We start from the raw sequence: 14,331 nt of genomic DNA on the forward strand, positions 1-14,331 counted from the left end.
CCGATCTAATATCCGAAAAGAGAGGGGGCCAAGTGCAGCCCCCTCAGTCGGGGAGATTTACTGAAGGAACCCGGCTTCTTTGGCCGACGTTCTGTACGCAGATTCAACATCCGCCAGTGCCTGTTCGGCACTCTCGTCACCTTTGATGAAATCCGACAGTTCGGTGCCAAGTGCCGCGTGCAGCAAGCCCATTTGCGGGATCATCGGATAAGGCTTGGCCCCACCTTGCGCGGTCTGGGCAACACCTGCCGCAGCCGGTCCGGGGGTAAAGCCATCCAGTAGCCAAACGGCATCATCGTTGTTCGCCGAAACCATTTCAGGTGTCAGAGCGCTGACGAGGGCCGCAAAAGTCGCCTCGGCTTCTTCGTCCGAAACGTTGGAGGCAATGGAGATGCCATCCCACCATAGAGTAGCCGATGGGATCGAACCGCCACCTACGGTCGGCGCACCGGACAGAACGGTGTTCGATGTCACCTCTTCGGTCGATCCTTCGTCATCAAGGATCGGCGCGCCGCGTGACCCCCACATGACACCCAAAGCGGCCTGGCCGGATTCCCACAGGCCCTGCGTTTCATTCGATGCGTGTGTCAGATGGTCGGGATGCGCGTATTCGGCAATCGCCTTCATGGTTTCCAGCGCGGCCAGACCTTTTTCATTGTTGATCGAAGGTTCCGCCGAACCGGGCTCGAAAAACTCGCCGCCATGACCGAGGTAGATCATGTTGAAGACTTCGGCGAGGTTCCAACCGGTCTGCATGTTGATAACGATCGGATGCTCCATGATACCCGCCTCGCGGATCATTTTCGCAGCCTCGATCACTTCCTCATAAGTCGCCGGGATACCCTCGAAACCGGCTTGCTCAAGGATGTCCTTGCGCGAGAAGAGGTGCTGAGAGTTCGCCATGAACGCCACAGCCATAACATTGCCGTCGATGGTGATCAGCAGGTTCGGCGAGATGTTTTCGCCGTATTTCTCAACCAGATCATTCAGCGGGCGGACCAGACCGTCATTCATCAGCTGGGTCAGGGTCGCGTTTGCCAGAATGACCGAGGAATACTCGGACGGGTTCGGCGTCAGAGCTGCGTTCATAATCGAACGTGCCTCGGTCGTGTGGTTGGTTGCAAAGTCCGACGCGCCGCCTGCACAGTTGGCTTCTGCCGCGCCCGCGACGGCGTGGATCGCCGGGAAGTCGCTGGCCAGAATGCGGATGGATTGACCTTCCGGACCACAATTGGCGGCATAAGCGGCCGATCCCATCAGACCCACAAAGGTCGTTACGGTTGCTAGCTTTCTCAGAAACATCTCAGTCTCCCTGTTTCTTTGAGTTTTGGTTGCGCGCCCCTTACACGCAGTGGGTTTGATCCCGGGGCTTTTCCCCGGTGATTGAGCGGGGGAAATGTCAGATCCGTTGTCCGGTCTGACCGTCAAACAGATGACAAATCTCGCTGGGAACCGAGATCGACACCATGTCGTCAATTTCGGCACGGTAGTTTTTGTCGGCTTTCACGGACACCAGTGCTCCGCCCACGCGGACGGAAATCATGGTCGCGTCGCCCAGCAATTCCTGGGTGTAGATCGGCGCGTTGATCTGGCCCTGTCCTTCGGCGGCCAATGTGGCATCCTCGGCCCGGAAGCCCAGTGTCATGGGACCGTCGGGTGCGTTCACGCCGGAAATCTCGACGTTCTTCGCGGTGAAGGTGCCGCCCTGCACTTCGCCTTCCATCAGGTTCATCGCCGGGTTGCCAATGAAGCTGGCGACAAAGGTGTTGGCGGGCGTGTCATAAATCTCGGTCGGGCTGCCAACCTGCTGAACAACACCGCTTTTCATCACGACCACGCGGTCGGCTAGAGTCATCGCTTCGATCTGGTCGTGGGTCACATAGATCGTGGTGACGGCCAGTTCGTGGCTGAGGTTCTTGATCTGGGCGCGTGTCGAAACGCGCAGCTTGGCGTCAAGGTTCGACAGCGGTTCGTCCATCAAAAAGACGTTCGGTTCGCGCACGATAGCACGCGCCAGTGCAACCCGCTGCCGCTGACCGCCCGACAGTTCAGCCGGTTTACGGTGCAGAAAGTCATCCAGTTCAACCATGGCCGAAGCGCGACGTACTTTTTCGTCATGCGTCGAGGGGTCAATGCCCCGAACTTTCAGCGGGAACCGGATGTTTTCATAGACGTTCATGTTCGGGTACAGGGCGTAAGACTGGAACACCATCGCCACATCGCGGTCTTTGGGTTCCATGTCGTTAACGCGTTGACCGTCAATCAGAATGTCGCCTTCGCTGGCATCCTCGAGCCCCGCGATCATGCGCATCGTGGTGGTTTTTCCACAGCCGGACGGGCCAAGAAGCACCAGAAACTCTTTGTCAGAAATTGTAAGGTCGAAATTGTCGACCCCAACAAACGAGCCCCAACGCTTTCCAACATTGCGAAGTTGAATCTCGGCCATTCTGTCCTCCCTGCCGCACGCACAATGCATACGTTTGCAAAAGCATAGACATCATAAGGAACATCTGGCAAGAATTTTTTGCATGCGCATGCAAATCGCCTACATTCATCTTGCAAAGCAATGCGCACAATCGGTTAATGCCCTGAAAGAAAAACAAAATGTCCTATGAAGCCGAAAAGAAGGTCGTCCTGGATTTCTATGACGCACTCGACAAGGCACAAGAATCGTCCATCGCCAGTGCAATCGCGGATCATTGCGCGCCAGACTATTTGTGGCGCGGTTTTCATCCCTTTGACGAACAGCGCGGCGCAGAGGCCGTAGCGCAGAATTTCTGGACCCCGCTTAGGAAAAGCCTGACCCGCCTGCAACGCCGCATGGACGTGTTCATGGCCGGAACCAATGAGATGGACGGGTTCGATTCGGTGTGGGTGGCGTCGATGGGTCACTTGATGGGCCTGTTCGACACTCCCTGGCTGGGGATCGCACCAACGGGCAAACTGGCCTTTCTTCGGTATTGCGAGTTCCACAAGGTCGAGAACGGCAAGATCACTGAAACCGCGATGTATTTCGATATTCCGCATCTCATGATGCAGGCCGGTCTGCAGCCGTTCCCTCCGCAAACCGCTGCACAGCTGGTTCAGCCGGGGCCCATGACCCATGACGGGTTGATGTTCACGTCTCAGCCCGCTGAGGAGGCCGATCGAACATTGGCCGCAATCAACGCGATGATTTCAGATCTGGGTCAGTGGAACAGCGGCCTGAGCCTTGAGGATGAGCTGCGGCGCACCTGGCACGAAGACATGCTCTGGTGGGGACCGACTGGAATCGGCGCGACCTACACAATCGAACGCTATGCCAAACAACATGCTGGCCCGTTCCGTGCCTCGTTCACCGATCGGTCGAAAACGGGACATATCTGCCGTATGGCCGAGGGGCACTATGGCGGCTTCTTTGGTTGGCCCAACTTCACTGCCCGCCCCACCGGCGGCTTCATGGGCATGCCTGCAACCGACAAACCCGGTGAGTTCCGTGTGATCGACATTTACCGCCGCGACGGCGACAAACTGGCCGAAAACTGGATCTTCATCGACCTGCTGCATTTCTGGAAACAGCAAGGCGTCGATATTCTGGCCCGCATGGCCGAGGTACCTAGGACATGACCCAATGGATCGACGCGCATCACCACCTTTGGGACCTGAACGCCGTAAGCTATCCTTGGCTGATGGCGCGCGGGGTCGAGCGATTTTTTGGGGATCCCACTCCAATCCAGCGAAACTATCTGCTGGATGAGTTCCGGTCCGAGGCTGAACCCTGCGGCGTGCGCGCCTCGGTGCATATTCAGGTTGGGGCCGAAAGCGGACTGGACGAAGCCCGCTGGGTGCAGTCTGTCGCCGATGCCAATCGTGATTGGCCGATGGCACAGGTTGTGTTCTGCGATCTGACCTCAGCGAACCTTTCCGCGCAACTGGATACGTTTCAGAGCCTCACCACCGTGCGAGGCCTGCGCCAGATTGTCGGGCGCGCGCCCGGCGAGGACGCGCAGACGGGGACAAATACCCTGCTGGACAGCGCGGCGTTTGTGACAGGCCTGCAAGAGGCCGGCCGTCGCGGCCTCAGCTTTGATTTGCAAATCATCCCGGAACTGATGGAGAAAACCGCTCGGGTTCTTGCACAGGCGCCAGAGACCCAGATCGCCTTATGCCATGCGGGATCACCACATGACCACAGCCCCGAAAGGCTACGAGACTGGGCGCAGCACCTGCGTGCACTATCCGCCCTGCCCCATGTGACGTGCAAACTGTCAGGGTTGGGTATGTTCGACCACACATGGACACCAGACAGTATCCGTCCGATCATCGAAACCTGCCTTGATCAGTTTGGCCCAGACCGGGTCATGTTCGGATCAAATTTCCCGGTCGATAAGTTGTATAGCGATTACGCCACTCTGGCAGACGCGTATCGCGATCTGGTCCCGGTCAAGGCGCACCAGGCTGTGTTCCAAGACACGGCAGCGCGGTTTTATGACCTGCAGTTGCCGCAAGCAGACTAGAGAGGTTCCTAAAAACTCCGCCTTGACCTGAGCGCTATCTAGGCCACGTGATGCGAACGATGGCGAAACGTTTAGCGATAGTCTCAAGTGGAGTGGCCAGCCCGCTCAGCAGCGCATTGGAATTTGCCAAGCGCGCCCAGTCGCTTGGGTACGAGGTCGGAGTGTTCGCACCTTGCGCCGCGCGCGGGTTGATTTTGCATTGCGACCTGCAACATATCGAAACTCCCGAACCGCGCGTCGACGCCTTTGCTCCGCTCCTGACGCGGGAAGAGATGAAGGGCCTGACCGCAAAACAGCGGAAGGATGCAGCTGTTGACGCGCTGGGTGCAGAGGCTTTCGCCGATGCGTTGACCGGTTTTCAACCCGACGCCCTTTTTGTCGACTGCGAGCTTCATGCCCAAATTCTGGTCGGGCTGTCCCAGGGCCTTCCTACGGCTCAGTTCAGCAATATGTTTCTGTCTCCCCCTGGCCTTCGCGCCCCACCGCTGAATAAGCGCGCCCATCCGGGCGTTGGCCTGCGCGGCAGTCGCATCGGTGTCTTGCTGATTTGGACCAGTTTCCTTCTATGGAAGCTCAGGAAACGCCTGTGCAACAGATACAGGTACGGAGAGGCGGAATACAGCGCCGCCCTGCGTGAGCTGGCCAGACGCCTTGGCGTCCCCCTCGCACAAAAGCGCAGACTACTCTGCTGGCAAATGCCCTGGACTTACCGAATTCCCACCGCGCTGTTGCTGCCCAAGGCCCTCGACCTGCCCACGCGCTTGTATCCGGGTTTCGCATATCTGGGATCGATGATCCTGCAGGATCGACCAGAAAAACCCCACGACCACGATGCGGTTGCAAGGTTTTGTTCCGCCCCGGATGGCAAAAAACGCATCTTTGTTGGGTTCGGCACGATGATGCACCCCAAAAGCGGCCTTCTATCCAGTCTATGGGCCGTCGCCCGCAAGCACCCGGAATGGCAGTTCCTTTTCGCGGCTGGACGCAAATGGGAAGACGATTCCCTGACAGGCCTGCCACCCAATGTCGAAGTGGTGGCTTGGGTTCCTCAGCAAGAGCTGATGCACCATGCTGATCTGGCCATCATGCATGGTGGCACGGGTGGTTTTGCTGAGGCGGTTGAGGCTGCAACCCCAGTTTTGCTTTACCCACATGTCAACGACCAGCAAGGCAGTGCTGCCAGGGCCATTTTCCACGGGATCGGCCGCGCAGGTCGACAAACGGATACACCGGATCAGATCGAATCTGACATCCAGTCTCTGCTAAGTGATCCAGGCTACAAGGAAAACTGCAAAGCACTGCAGGCCGCATGCGTTGCAGAGACAGGTGCGGCGAGCTTGGCCAATATCTTGCGGAACTTCATCGATAAATAAATTCATAAATTTATTTAAAATCAAAATATTAAGCAAAAAAACTAATGTAACTCAGATCAGTTCAGCTTGCCTATTTGCGACGATCTGTTTGTCCTTGCGGCCACACACGACACGCACAACGCATCGGTAACACTGAATATTGTGATCCGCTGCGGTTCTGTTTGCGTAACGATTACATGCGCAACTGAATACGAACGACAGTGGACCAGACGACAAGACATACTGATCGCGACCGCAGCCGGGCCGTCCGAACCTTTGCGAACACAATCCGTGATCCCCAACCTGAGAACCTACGCGATTTATGGCATACCGCGGGTCAAAGTGGCCTGTTCAGTTATCTGGTGCCCTCCTCAGACGGAGGATCAGGGGATAATGCCAGCGAACTTGTCGAAGACATGCTTGATTTTGGCGAGCACTGTTCGGATGGCGGGTTCGCGATGGCCGTTCTTTCCCACGTCCTGACCATCCAAAAACCACTACTTGGGTTTGCAAGCCCTGAAATCCGCCAGCACTACATCCCGCGCCTATTAGCCGGCGACCTGATCGGAGCCTTTGCCCTGACCGAGCCCGCCTCGGGGTCTGATGCGCTGTCCCTGACCACTACAGCCGCCCCTAAAGACGGCGGGTATGTGCTGAACGGGCACAAGTCGTTTGTCGGGATGGGACCGATTTGCGATTTCGCGATCGTCTTCGCCCAAACCGACCCGGACAAAGGGCGGTGGGGCCTATCGGCCTTCGTTGTGACCGCCAACGATCCGGGGTTCCTGCGGGGCGATCGGAAGGAAAAGCTGGGGCTGAACACATCCCCAATCGGCCAGTTGGAATTCCGCGACTGCTGGATACCCGAAACACGCCGGATCGGACCAGAGGGCGCAGGGGCCAACATCATTCAAACAACGCTCGACTGGGAGCGTTGTTTTATCCTGACCGCTCAGGTCGGGGCGATGCGCCGTCAATTGGCGGAATGCGTTGAGTTCGCCGCGTCGCGGCATCAGTTCGGCAAACCCATCTCTGCGTTTCAGTCGGTTTCAAACCGCCTTGCAGATATGCGTGTTCGCCTAGAAACCTGCGAACTGATGCTGGCGCGCGCAGCCCAGCTTTATGACTCAAGCCAGCCGCTCAGCCAGTTTGCAGCCATGGCGAACCTGCACATTTCCGAGGCCTGCCTGAGTTCTAGCATCGACGCGATGCGTACCTTTGGCGGGCGCGGATACCTTAAGGGATCGAATTCCAGCGCTGACGTGACCGATGCCCTGGGCGGCGTCATCTATTCCGGCACCTCGGACATTCAGCGCGAGATCATTGCAAAGATGGAGCTTGGGCAAAGACCCCAACCCCAAAAAGTTGGAGACGGGACCAATGGCAGTAACTGAATGCAAGATCATGGCCTGCCCAGCGCCTCGCAGAACCCCCATGACAATGGGTCTGGCAGCGCTGTTTCTCTGGCTTTGTACCTTCTTTTTGACGGCCCTCGCCACTCCGGCATACGCCCACAGGGTCAATGAGACCTATGTCTATTTCGACGTGACAGAAAACACGTTGAGCGGCCGCATCGAAGTCACACTGACCGACCTCGCCCGAATTCAGCAAGGTCTGCCTCAGGTCGAAAACGCGCTGACAGAGGATGAAGTGCGCGCGACGCAAACCGCGTTCTTCGACTATTTCAAAGATCGGTTGCAGTTGTCCGCCAACGACCAACCCTACCAGATAGACTTCGACGACATCACCTTCTTTGGCTCGTCCATCGACACCTTCGCACAGTTTCATTTCAACGTGCTTGACGTCGACAGAACTCCGACCACGATCCAGATATCCTATGACGGCTTGCTGGATGTCGATCCCGGCCATCGCGGCTTTGCGTTGATCGGCAGTAACAGCCGAAACGGGATGGATGAGAACGAGGCCTATATCTCGCTGGTTTTCGCGCCCGGGGACGGCACGAAAGACCTTTATCTGAACGACGAACCGATCAAGGATATTGCGCGCTCTTTCTTTGAATATGGTGTCTGGCACATCTGGCTGGGGTTTGACCACCTGCTGTTTTTGGTGACGCTTCTGCTGGCCGCAGTTATGCGGATTGACAACGACCATTGGGTGCCCTCGGACAGTATCCGTGACAGCCTGTGGCAAGCCGTCAAGGTCGTAACGCTCTTTACCATCGCCAATACCATCGCGCTGAGCCTTGCGACCTTCGGAATCATCACCCTTCCCGTGACCCTGGTCGAAGCTGTTATCGCCCTGTCTATCGCCGCAGTGGCGTTGGGCAACCTTATCCCTCGCTTTCACGCAAGCGTCTGGAAACTGGCCATTCTGTTCGGCATTTTCCACGGGTTCGGCTTTGCTAATGTGCTGGAACCACTTGGGTTGGACGCCTCTCGCAAAGCGACGGGATTGGCCACGTTCAACATCGGGATCGAGATCGGGCAGCTCGCCGTAGTTATGGTGTTGTTCCCAATCTTCTTCATCTTGCGTCGCCTGACCGCCTATCGAGTCGTCTTTCTGCAATTTGGTTCGATTGCCCTGATCGCAGTATCGGTCCTTTGGTTCCTTGATCGGACCATTGGCTGGTTCCCACAAGTCGCAGCCACTGCTTCCTCGGTGATCCAGTGATGGAGAAGGCGGTGTTTCTGGATGACGCGCTCAGGCACAATGCGCAAACGACACCCGACGCTGCCGCGGTCCGGATGCTGGGTCGTGCTACGACCTACGCAGAACTCGACGGCCATGTAGACAAGATCGCACACGCCCTGCTGGATCGGGGCATCGGTCGAGGAGACCGAGTGGTCATCTGTTCGATCAAAAGCGTGGAAACCATCGCCTCGATCTATGCGATCCTTCGCGTCGGAGGGACTTACGTACCGATTGACCCTGCAGCCCCGGCCGAGCGCGCCTTGGCCCAACTGTCCGCAGCTTCGCCCAAGATGGTCCTGACTGATACGGTCCGACTGCCAAAGTTTTCTGACGCAGTACCCGAAGTTCAACTACTGGACATCTCTGAACCTTTGCCAGCCGACCCGCGGATATTGCCGATCCCGCAAAGAGACGAACAGGACCCGGCTTACATCCTGATGACGTCTGGCACTACCGGAACGCCAAAAGGCATTGTCCATACGCACAAGAGTGGCCTGGTTTACGCGAAGATGGCTGCCGATTTATGCGGGTTGCGCGCCTCGGACCGGGTCAGCCACCACACGCCTGTGCATTTCGATATGTCGATTTTCGACATTTTTAGCACGGCCCAAGCTGGTGCTTGCGCGGTGATCATCCCTGAAATGCACGCAAAACTGCCCGCAACCCTTTCCGAGCTTACAGAACACGAGAAGATCACCGTTTGGTATTCGGTCCCCCATGCCCTGATCCAAATGGTCGAACGCGGCGCGCTGGACAGCCGCGATCTCGGGGGCTTGCGGGTCGTTATGTTCGCCGGTGAGAAAATGCCCCCTGCCGCGTTGAAGGCGTTTTCCCAGTACACCCCAAACGCTATCTTCCTGAATGCCTATGGCCCGACCGAAACCAATCACTGCACCACGGCCAAGCTGACGCATGCAGATCTGGACGGGACAAGCCCAATTCCAATCGGCCACCCAGACACTGGCGTGACCGCGCGTATTGGTACTGAAGCAGAGGATGCCGAAACAGGAGAGTTATTGATCGCCGCAGATCAGGTCATGCTGGAATACTGGAACGCGCCAAACCTGACCGACGCATCGTTCTGTACTTTGCCCGACACGCACGGCGTTACCCGCAGATTCTACCGGACCGGTGACATCGTGCGCCGTGTGCCCGACAAGGGACTGATTTTGATCGGCCGCAAGGATCGTCAGATCAAGCTCCGAGGTTTTCGGATCGAGTTGGACGAAGTCGAACTGGCACTGGTTAACGCGCCCACGGTTACCGAAGCAGTTGCAGTCGTGGTCAGTGACGAAATCCGCGCCTTTGTAACAGGTGGCACGCCCGAGGACGTTGTAGATGTGCGGTCCCACATCCAAGGCATCCTGCCCCGCTATGCCGTGCCGCATCACATCACGTGGCTAGCAGATATGCCGCGCACGTCGACGGGCAAGATAGATCGGGCAAAGCTTACAGGGAAAGACGATGAACAACACGCAGCATGAAACACAACGCCAGGCTGTCCGCAGTTACGTGCACGGTACTTTGCTGGGCGGCCAAACGGTTTCGGATGATGAAGAGCTGTTGCTGAGTGGCATGGTCGACTCGCTGGGTGTCATGTCGCTGGTTTCGTTCATCGAACAAACCTACGGGATTGAGATTCCCTTCGAAGATGTGACCCTAGAAAATCTCTGCTCGATCACAGCAATTTCCAGATATGCCGATGGTCGTGCCTGACATGTCTGGTCAGTCGTATCATCTATCCGAAAGTCAGCTCAGGTTCTGGAAGGGTCATCGCCTGCAACCGGATATGCCGATCTACAACATGGCTTGGCGGTTTGAACTACAGCTCGACTTGGATCCCGACCTGTTTAAAAAGGCATTCCAAGGGGCGGTGCAGGACAATGAGATCCTGCGCGCTGTGTTTCGCGAAGGGCCGGACGGGCCTTATCAGGTCGCGCAGGCGATGCCGGATGATCTGTTGGAGCACATCGACCTCAGCCAATCTGCAGAACCAGCGGCATCGCTGCACGAGCACCTTAAATCATGGACACAAGCCGCGTTTGATCTGGAACGCGAGCCACTGCGCAGCCAACTGATCAAGCTATCCGATACGCACTGGGTCTGGGCTCTCTGCCAGCATCACATCCTGTGCGACGCGCAATCCGGCGCGCTTTTGTTTGATCATGTCTCTCGCCGGTATTCGGCCTTGATGCAGGACGAGATATACCGGGCCGATCCTCTTCCACGCTTTTTTGACCGCCTGCCGACCCCAAAGTCGGACCCGATCCCGGTCGCAACTCCGCATCCCCCAACCGCTCCTTACGGAAGTGCAGCCAAGCGCAGAGGATATTCCCAACGCCTTCCCGTGCCGCTGGATGCCGACACTGCTCAGAAACTCGACAATGCAACCGAACGACCCGAGTTCCGTCTGTTCACCTCTGACCTGTCGAAACTGGCGATCTACCTGACCGCCTATCTTGGGTATCTGCACAGGGTCACGGGGGATGATCAGATCACCATCGGCCTGCCCTCTCATAACCGGCTGACAGGTCAAGACAAAAAGACCATGGGGCCATTTGTCGAAGTTTTGCCTTTTATCGTGGAAATCAGCCCTGATGAACCGATTTTGGACCTACATGCAAAGGTAAAGACTGCGCTCGGAGCGTTTCTTCGGCAGGCAAAGCCCGGTGCCGTCGCGGCCATGGACACGTCGGCCATCAGCGCCGTGTGCAACTACATTCAAGCTGAATTCCCGGACATTGCCGGGCATCCAGCTGATGTTCAGTGGCTGCACAGCGGTGCGCACGACGCCGCCCATGCCATGCGATTGCACATTACGGATTTCAGAGGCGACGGCAAGCCGCAACTGTATCTGGATGTCCACGATGAAATCTTGGAAGCAGTTGACCCCGAGCATGTCCAACACCACTTTGCGCGAGTTTTGGCGGCCACCCTTGAGGCCCCGGAAACGCCCCTAGATGCAGTGGATATGGCTGCGTGCGCGCAGGATCAGGCCATCGTTTTTGGGCCATCAGAGCCTGAAGATTTGCCTTCCACGGTGCTTGAGGCTTTTGCCGCTCAGGTCGCCAAGACACCAGATACCTTTGCGATGTGTCAGGCCGACCAGCAGATTACCTACGCGCAACTCAATGCGCAGAGTGACCGGGTCGCATCCTATCTTGCAGCCTTGGGCATCGCACGGGGATCATCAATCGCCGTCCACATGCCCCGTTCGACTGCATTTGTGCAGGTCGTACTGGGTATCCTTAAGGCCGGGTGCAACTTTGTCCCAATTGCCGCTAACACGCCTTTTGCGCGGGTCGATCAGATCATCAGAAGCGCCGAGGCCGCAGCGGTATTTGTCGCCCCACAGGATGACCGCACATTCCCTTGCCAGATTTTGACCGCAGCAACGGCAACGTCGGAAGACCCACTGGATGTCTCGCCACCGCAAGGGAGCGAACGGGCTTACGTCCTGTTCACCTCTGGCTCTACCGGTGTGCCTAAGGGGGTTGAGGTCAGCCATGCCGAGCTGTCGCGATACATCCACTGGGCCGCCGATACGTTCGGCGACACCCCCGCCCCGTCCTACGCGTTCTTTTCGTCGATCTCGTTCGATCTAACGCTAACCTCTCTGTTCGCGCCGTTGATCAGCGGCGGCACGATCCACGTATACCCCGAGCGTGCAGACCCCGATCTTGCCGTGCTGGATGTGTTCGCCGAGGACGCGGTGGATGTGGTAAAGCTAACCCCGTCGCACTTGGCGCTGGCCTGCAAGCAGGGCCGTCCGGTTGAGCGTATTCAAACGCTTGTGCTGGGTGGCGAAAACCTGACGTCGCAACTCTGCCTTATGGCGGCTAAGGTCCTGTCCCCGTCCCTGAAGCTTATCAACGAATACGGCCCGACCGAAGCAGTGGTCGGCGCAATGCACCACGCCTTTGATCCCGCCGCAGACACCAAAGCCTCGGTTCAGATTGGAATCCCCGCAGATGGAGTCTCAATCAGTGTTCGAGACGCGGGCATGAACCTATGCCCCATCGGTGTAACCGGCGAAATCGTGATCGGTGGTCGGTTGGCCGAAGGCTATTTGGGTGATCTATCCAAAACCGCAGCAAAGTTCCTGGACGATCCGAAAGCGATCCAAGGGAAAGTTTATCGCAGCGGTGACATCGGTCGGATCAACCGCGACGGCAGCTTTGACTACCTTGGCCGCGCGGATCAGCAGATCAAGATTGGTGGTATCCGGTTCGAAACTGCCGAGTTTGATCGCGTGCTACGCCAAATCCCCGGTGTGAATGCCGTTCATGTGTCATTTGGGCACCCGACCTCAGATTTGGGTAGCACCCAACAGTGCCGAACCTGCGGTCTGACCGATGCCGTACCCGGTGTTGAATTTGCAGATGATGACTTATGCGGAGTATGCGCAGAGTTCGAAAGCTACAAGGATCGCGCCCAGGCCTATTTCCGCGACGAACCCGCTCTGCAAAGCCAGATCACGCGTGCAGCCGAGACACGTCGCGGAGGCTACGACGCCGTGATGATGCTAAGCGGCGGCAAAGACAGCACCTATGCGGCTTACCGGCTGGCCGACTACACCTCTCGCGTTTTGGCCGTGACACTGGACAACGGCTATATCTCAGAACAGTCGAAGACCAATATTCAAAGGGTTGTCAAAGACCTGGGCTGGGATCATCGCTATCTCAGCACGGACAAGATGAACCAGATTTTTGTCGACAGTCTGAAAGCGCATTCCAACGTGTGCCAGGGGTGCTTCAAGGCGCTCTACACTCTGGCTTTTCGCACGGCCCTGTCCGAAGGTGCGCCCTTGGTTGTCACAGGTCTGTCCCGAGGACAGTTCTTTGAAACGCGCCTGACCCCGGACTTGTTCCGAAACGCAGCCCCCACTTGTGAGCAGCTGGATGACATGGTCACCAAGGCGCGCAAAGCCTATCACGCAGAAGATGATGAGCTGTCCAGGCTTTTGGAAACCGAAGACCTGAAGGACGGCGACTTCCTGAACCGGGTCGAAGTGTTGGACATCTACCGCTATATTGATGTCCCCGTGTCCGAGATTTACGACTTTCTCGATACCCGCACTGCGTGGCAGCGACCGGCTGATACAGGACGTTCGACCAATTGTCTGATCAACGATGCCGGCATCTACTTGCACAAGTCCCGCGAGGGGTATCACAACTATGCCCTGCCCTATTCCTGGGACGTACGCATGGGCCACAAAACGCGCGCGCAGGCTCTGGACGAGTTGAATGACGAAATCGATACCCAGAGGGTCGAAGCGATCCTTGAGGAGATTGGTTTTGACGAACCTGTCACACCACAAAACCTCAGCGTGTATGTGGCGGGTCAAGGCTTTACAGAACAGGATGTCTGGGAGGCATTGCAGGCGCATTTCCCACGCGCGATGTTGCCGGACTCGGTGTTTGTTCTTCCGGATATGCCGCTGAATACCAACGGTAAGGTCGATCCTTCCCGACTTCCCAAAGGGCGAAGCCGCGGGCGAGACGATGCGGATTTCGTTGCCCCCAGAAATGAAATGGAACAGCGCCTGGCCAGCATTCTGGCGACAGCGCTCGGCGCATCTCGCGTCAGCGTGACCCAGGACTTTTTCGATCTTGGCGTCGACAGCCTGACAGCCATCGAGATCGCGGTTAAAGCCAATGAAAACGGACTGCCCCTGCCGGCCACGTCCCTGTTTGAATACCGGACCATTCGCGCCTTGGCAGAGCATGCCGATCACCTGCCCGCCACCACATCTGCCGAAGGTGAAAATGAGGCGCTGATCGATCTGGACGACGATGACCTTTCAAGCATCACGGAGGCATTGAGCTGAC

The 14,331-nt window shown here is 57.2% G+C and carries 10 protein-coding genes; 8 read left to right on the forward strand and 2 right to left on the reverse strand.

Annotation, left to right across the window (positions count from 1 at the left end):
* Window positions 1-57: 57 nt before the first annotated feature.
* Window positions 58-1,302 carry an ABC transporter substrate-binding protein gene (locus tag GOV53_RS04025; RefSeq protein WP_170464393.1) on the reverse strand — a complete coding sequence of 415 codons (1,245 nt, stop codon included), beginning with the start codon at window positions 1,300-1,302 and terminating at the stop codon, window positions 58-60.
* 97 nt (window positions 1,303-1,399) lie between these two features.
* Window positions 1,400-2,446 (reverse strand): ABC transporter ATP-binding protein, encoded by a 1,047-nt coding sequence (locus GOV53_RS04030; protein ID WP_170464394.1) that lies wholly within the window; start codon window positions 2,444-2,446, stop codon window positions 1,400-1,402.
* Window positions 2,447-2,604: 158 nt separating this feature from the next.
* Between GOV53_RS04030 and GOV53_RS04035 the strand changes: the two genes are divergently transcribed.
* The 8 genes from GOV53_RS04035 (at window position 2,605) to GOV53_RS04070 (ending at window position 14,330) form a co-directional block, all read left to right on the forward strand.
* Entirely contained in the window at window positions 2,605-3,606 is a 1,002-nt protein-coding gene (locus GOV53_RS04035; protein WP_170464395.1) for an ester cyclase, read from the forward strand.
* Complete coding sequence (locus tag GOV53_RS04040; protein ID WP_170464396.1) at window positions 3,603-4,496, forward strand: amidohydrolase family protein; 894 nt, start codon at window positions 3,603-3,605, stop codon at window positions 4,494-4,496. The genes GOV53_RS04035 and GOV53_RS04040 overlap by 4 nt, the downstream gene beginning before the upstream one ends.
* A 59-nt stretch (window positions 4,497-4,555) precedes the next feature.
* Entirely contained in the window at window positions 4,556-5,869 is a 1,314-nt protein-coding gene (locus GOV53_RS04045) for a nucleotide disphospho-sugar-binding domain-containing protein (RefSeq protein ID WP_170464397.1), read from the forward strand.
* Window positions 5,870-6,069: 200 nt separating this feature from the next.
* The gene (locus GOV53_RS21470) at window positions 6,070-7,242 is read left to right on the forward strand and encodes an acyl-CoA dehydrogenase family protein (RefSeq protein WP_170464398.1); all 1,173 of its coding nucleotides are present in this window, start codon (window positions 6,070-6,072) and stop codon (window positions 7,240-7,242) included.
* Complete coding sequence (locus GOV53_RS04055) at window positions 7,229-8,479, forward strand: HupE/UreJ family protein (protein WP_170464399.1); 1,251 nt, start codon at window positions 7,229-7,231, stop codon at window positions 8,477-8,479. The genes GOV53_RS21470 and GOV53_RS04055 overlap by 14 nt, the downstream gene beginning before the upstream one ends.
* Window positions 8,479-9,984, forward strand: a complete 1,506-nt coding sequence (locus GOV53_RS04060) for an amino acid adenylation domain-containing protein (RefSeq protein WP_170464400.1) — start codon at window positions 8,479-8,481, stop codon at window positions 9,982-9,984. The genes GOV53_RS04055 and GOV53_RS04060 overlap by 1 nt, the downstream gene beginning before the upstream one ends.
* Window positions 9,965-10,216 carry an acyl carrier protein gene (locus GOV53_RS04065; protein ID WP_170464401.1) on the forward strand — a complete coding sequence of 84 codons (252 nt, stop codon included), beginning with the start codon at window positions 9,965-9,967 and terminating at the stop codon, window positions 10,214-10,216. The genes GOV53_RS04060 and GOV53_RS04065 overlap by 20 nt, the downstream gene beginning before the upstream one ends.
* A complete protein-coding gene (locus GOV53_RS04070) occupies window positions 10,203-14,330 on the forward strand; it encodes a non-ribosomal peptide synthetase (protein ID WP_170464402.1) in 4,128 nt (1,375 codons plus the stop codon). The genes GOV53_RS04065 and GOV53_RS04070 overlap by 14 nt, the downstream gene beginning before the upstream one ends.
* Window position 14,331 lies beyond the last annotated feature (1 nt).

This window comes from Ruegeria arenilitoris (assembly GCF_013035315.1).
Classification (GTDB): Bacteria; Pseudomonadota; Alphaproteobacteria; order Rhodobacterales; family Rhodobacteraceae; genus Ruegeria; species Ruegeria arenilitoris_D.

Bases quoted from the DNA above. Each gene is read 5' to 3' on its own strand.
- GOV53_RS04070 (WP_170464402.1), top strand. From the start codon at position 10,203: ATGGTCGTGCCTGACATGTCTGGTCAGTCGTATCATCTATCCGAAAGT.
- GOV53_RS04060 (WP_170464400.1), top strand. From the start codon at position 8,479: ATGGAGAAGGCGGTGTTTCTGGATGACGCGCTCAGGCACAATGCGCAA.
- GOV53_RS04030 (WP_170464394.1), bottom strand. From the start codon at position 2,446: ATGGCCGAGATTCAACTTCGCAATGTTGGAAAGCGTTGGGGCTCGTTT.
- GOV53_RS04025 (WP_170464393.1), bottom strand. From the start codon at position 1,302: ATGTTTCTGAGAAAGCTAGCAACCGTAACGACCTTTGTGGGTCTGATG.
- GOV53_RS04065 (WP_170464401.1), top strand. From the start codon at position 9,965: ATGAACAACACGCAGCATGAAACACAACGCCAGGCTGTCCGCAGTTAC.
- GOV53_RS04035 (WP_170464395.1), top strand. From the start codon at position 2,605: ATGTCCTATGAAGCCGAAAAGAAGGTCGTCCTGGATTTCTATGACGCA.
- GOV53_RS04055 (WP_170464399.1), top strand. From the start codon at position 7,229: ATGGCAGTAACTGAATGCAAGATCATGGCCTGCCCAGCGCCTCGCAGA.
- GOV53_RS04040 (WP_170464396.1), top strand. From the start codon at position 3,603: ATGACCCAATGGATCGACGCGCATCACCACCTTTGGGACCTGAACGCC.
- GOV53_RS04045 (WP_170464397.1), top strand. From the start codon at position 4,556: ATGGCGAAACGTTTAGCGATAGTCTCAAGTGGAGTGGCCAGCCCGCTC.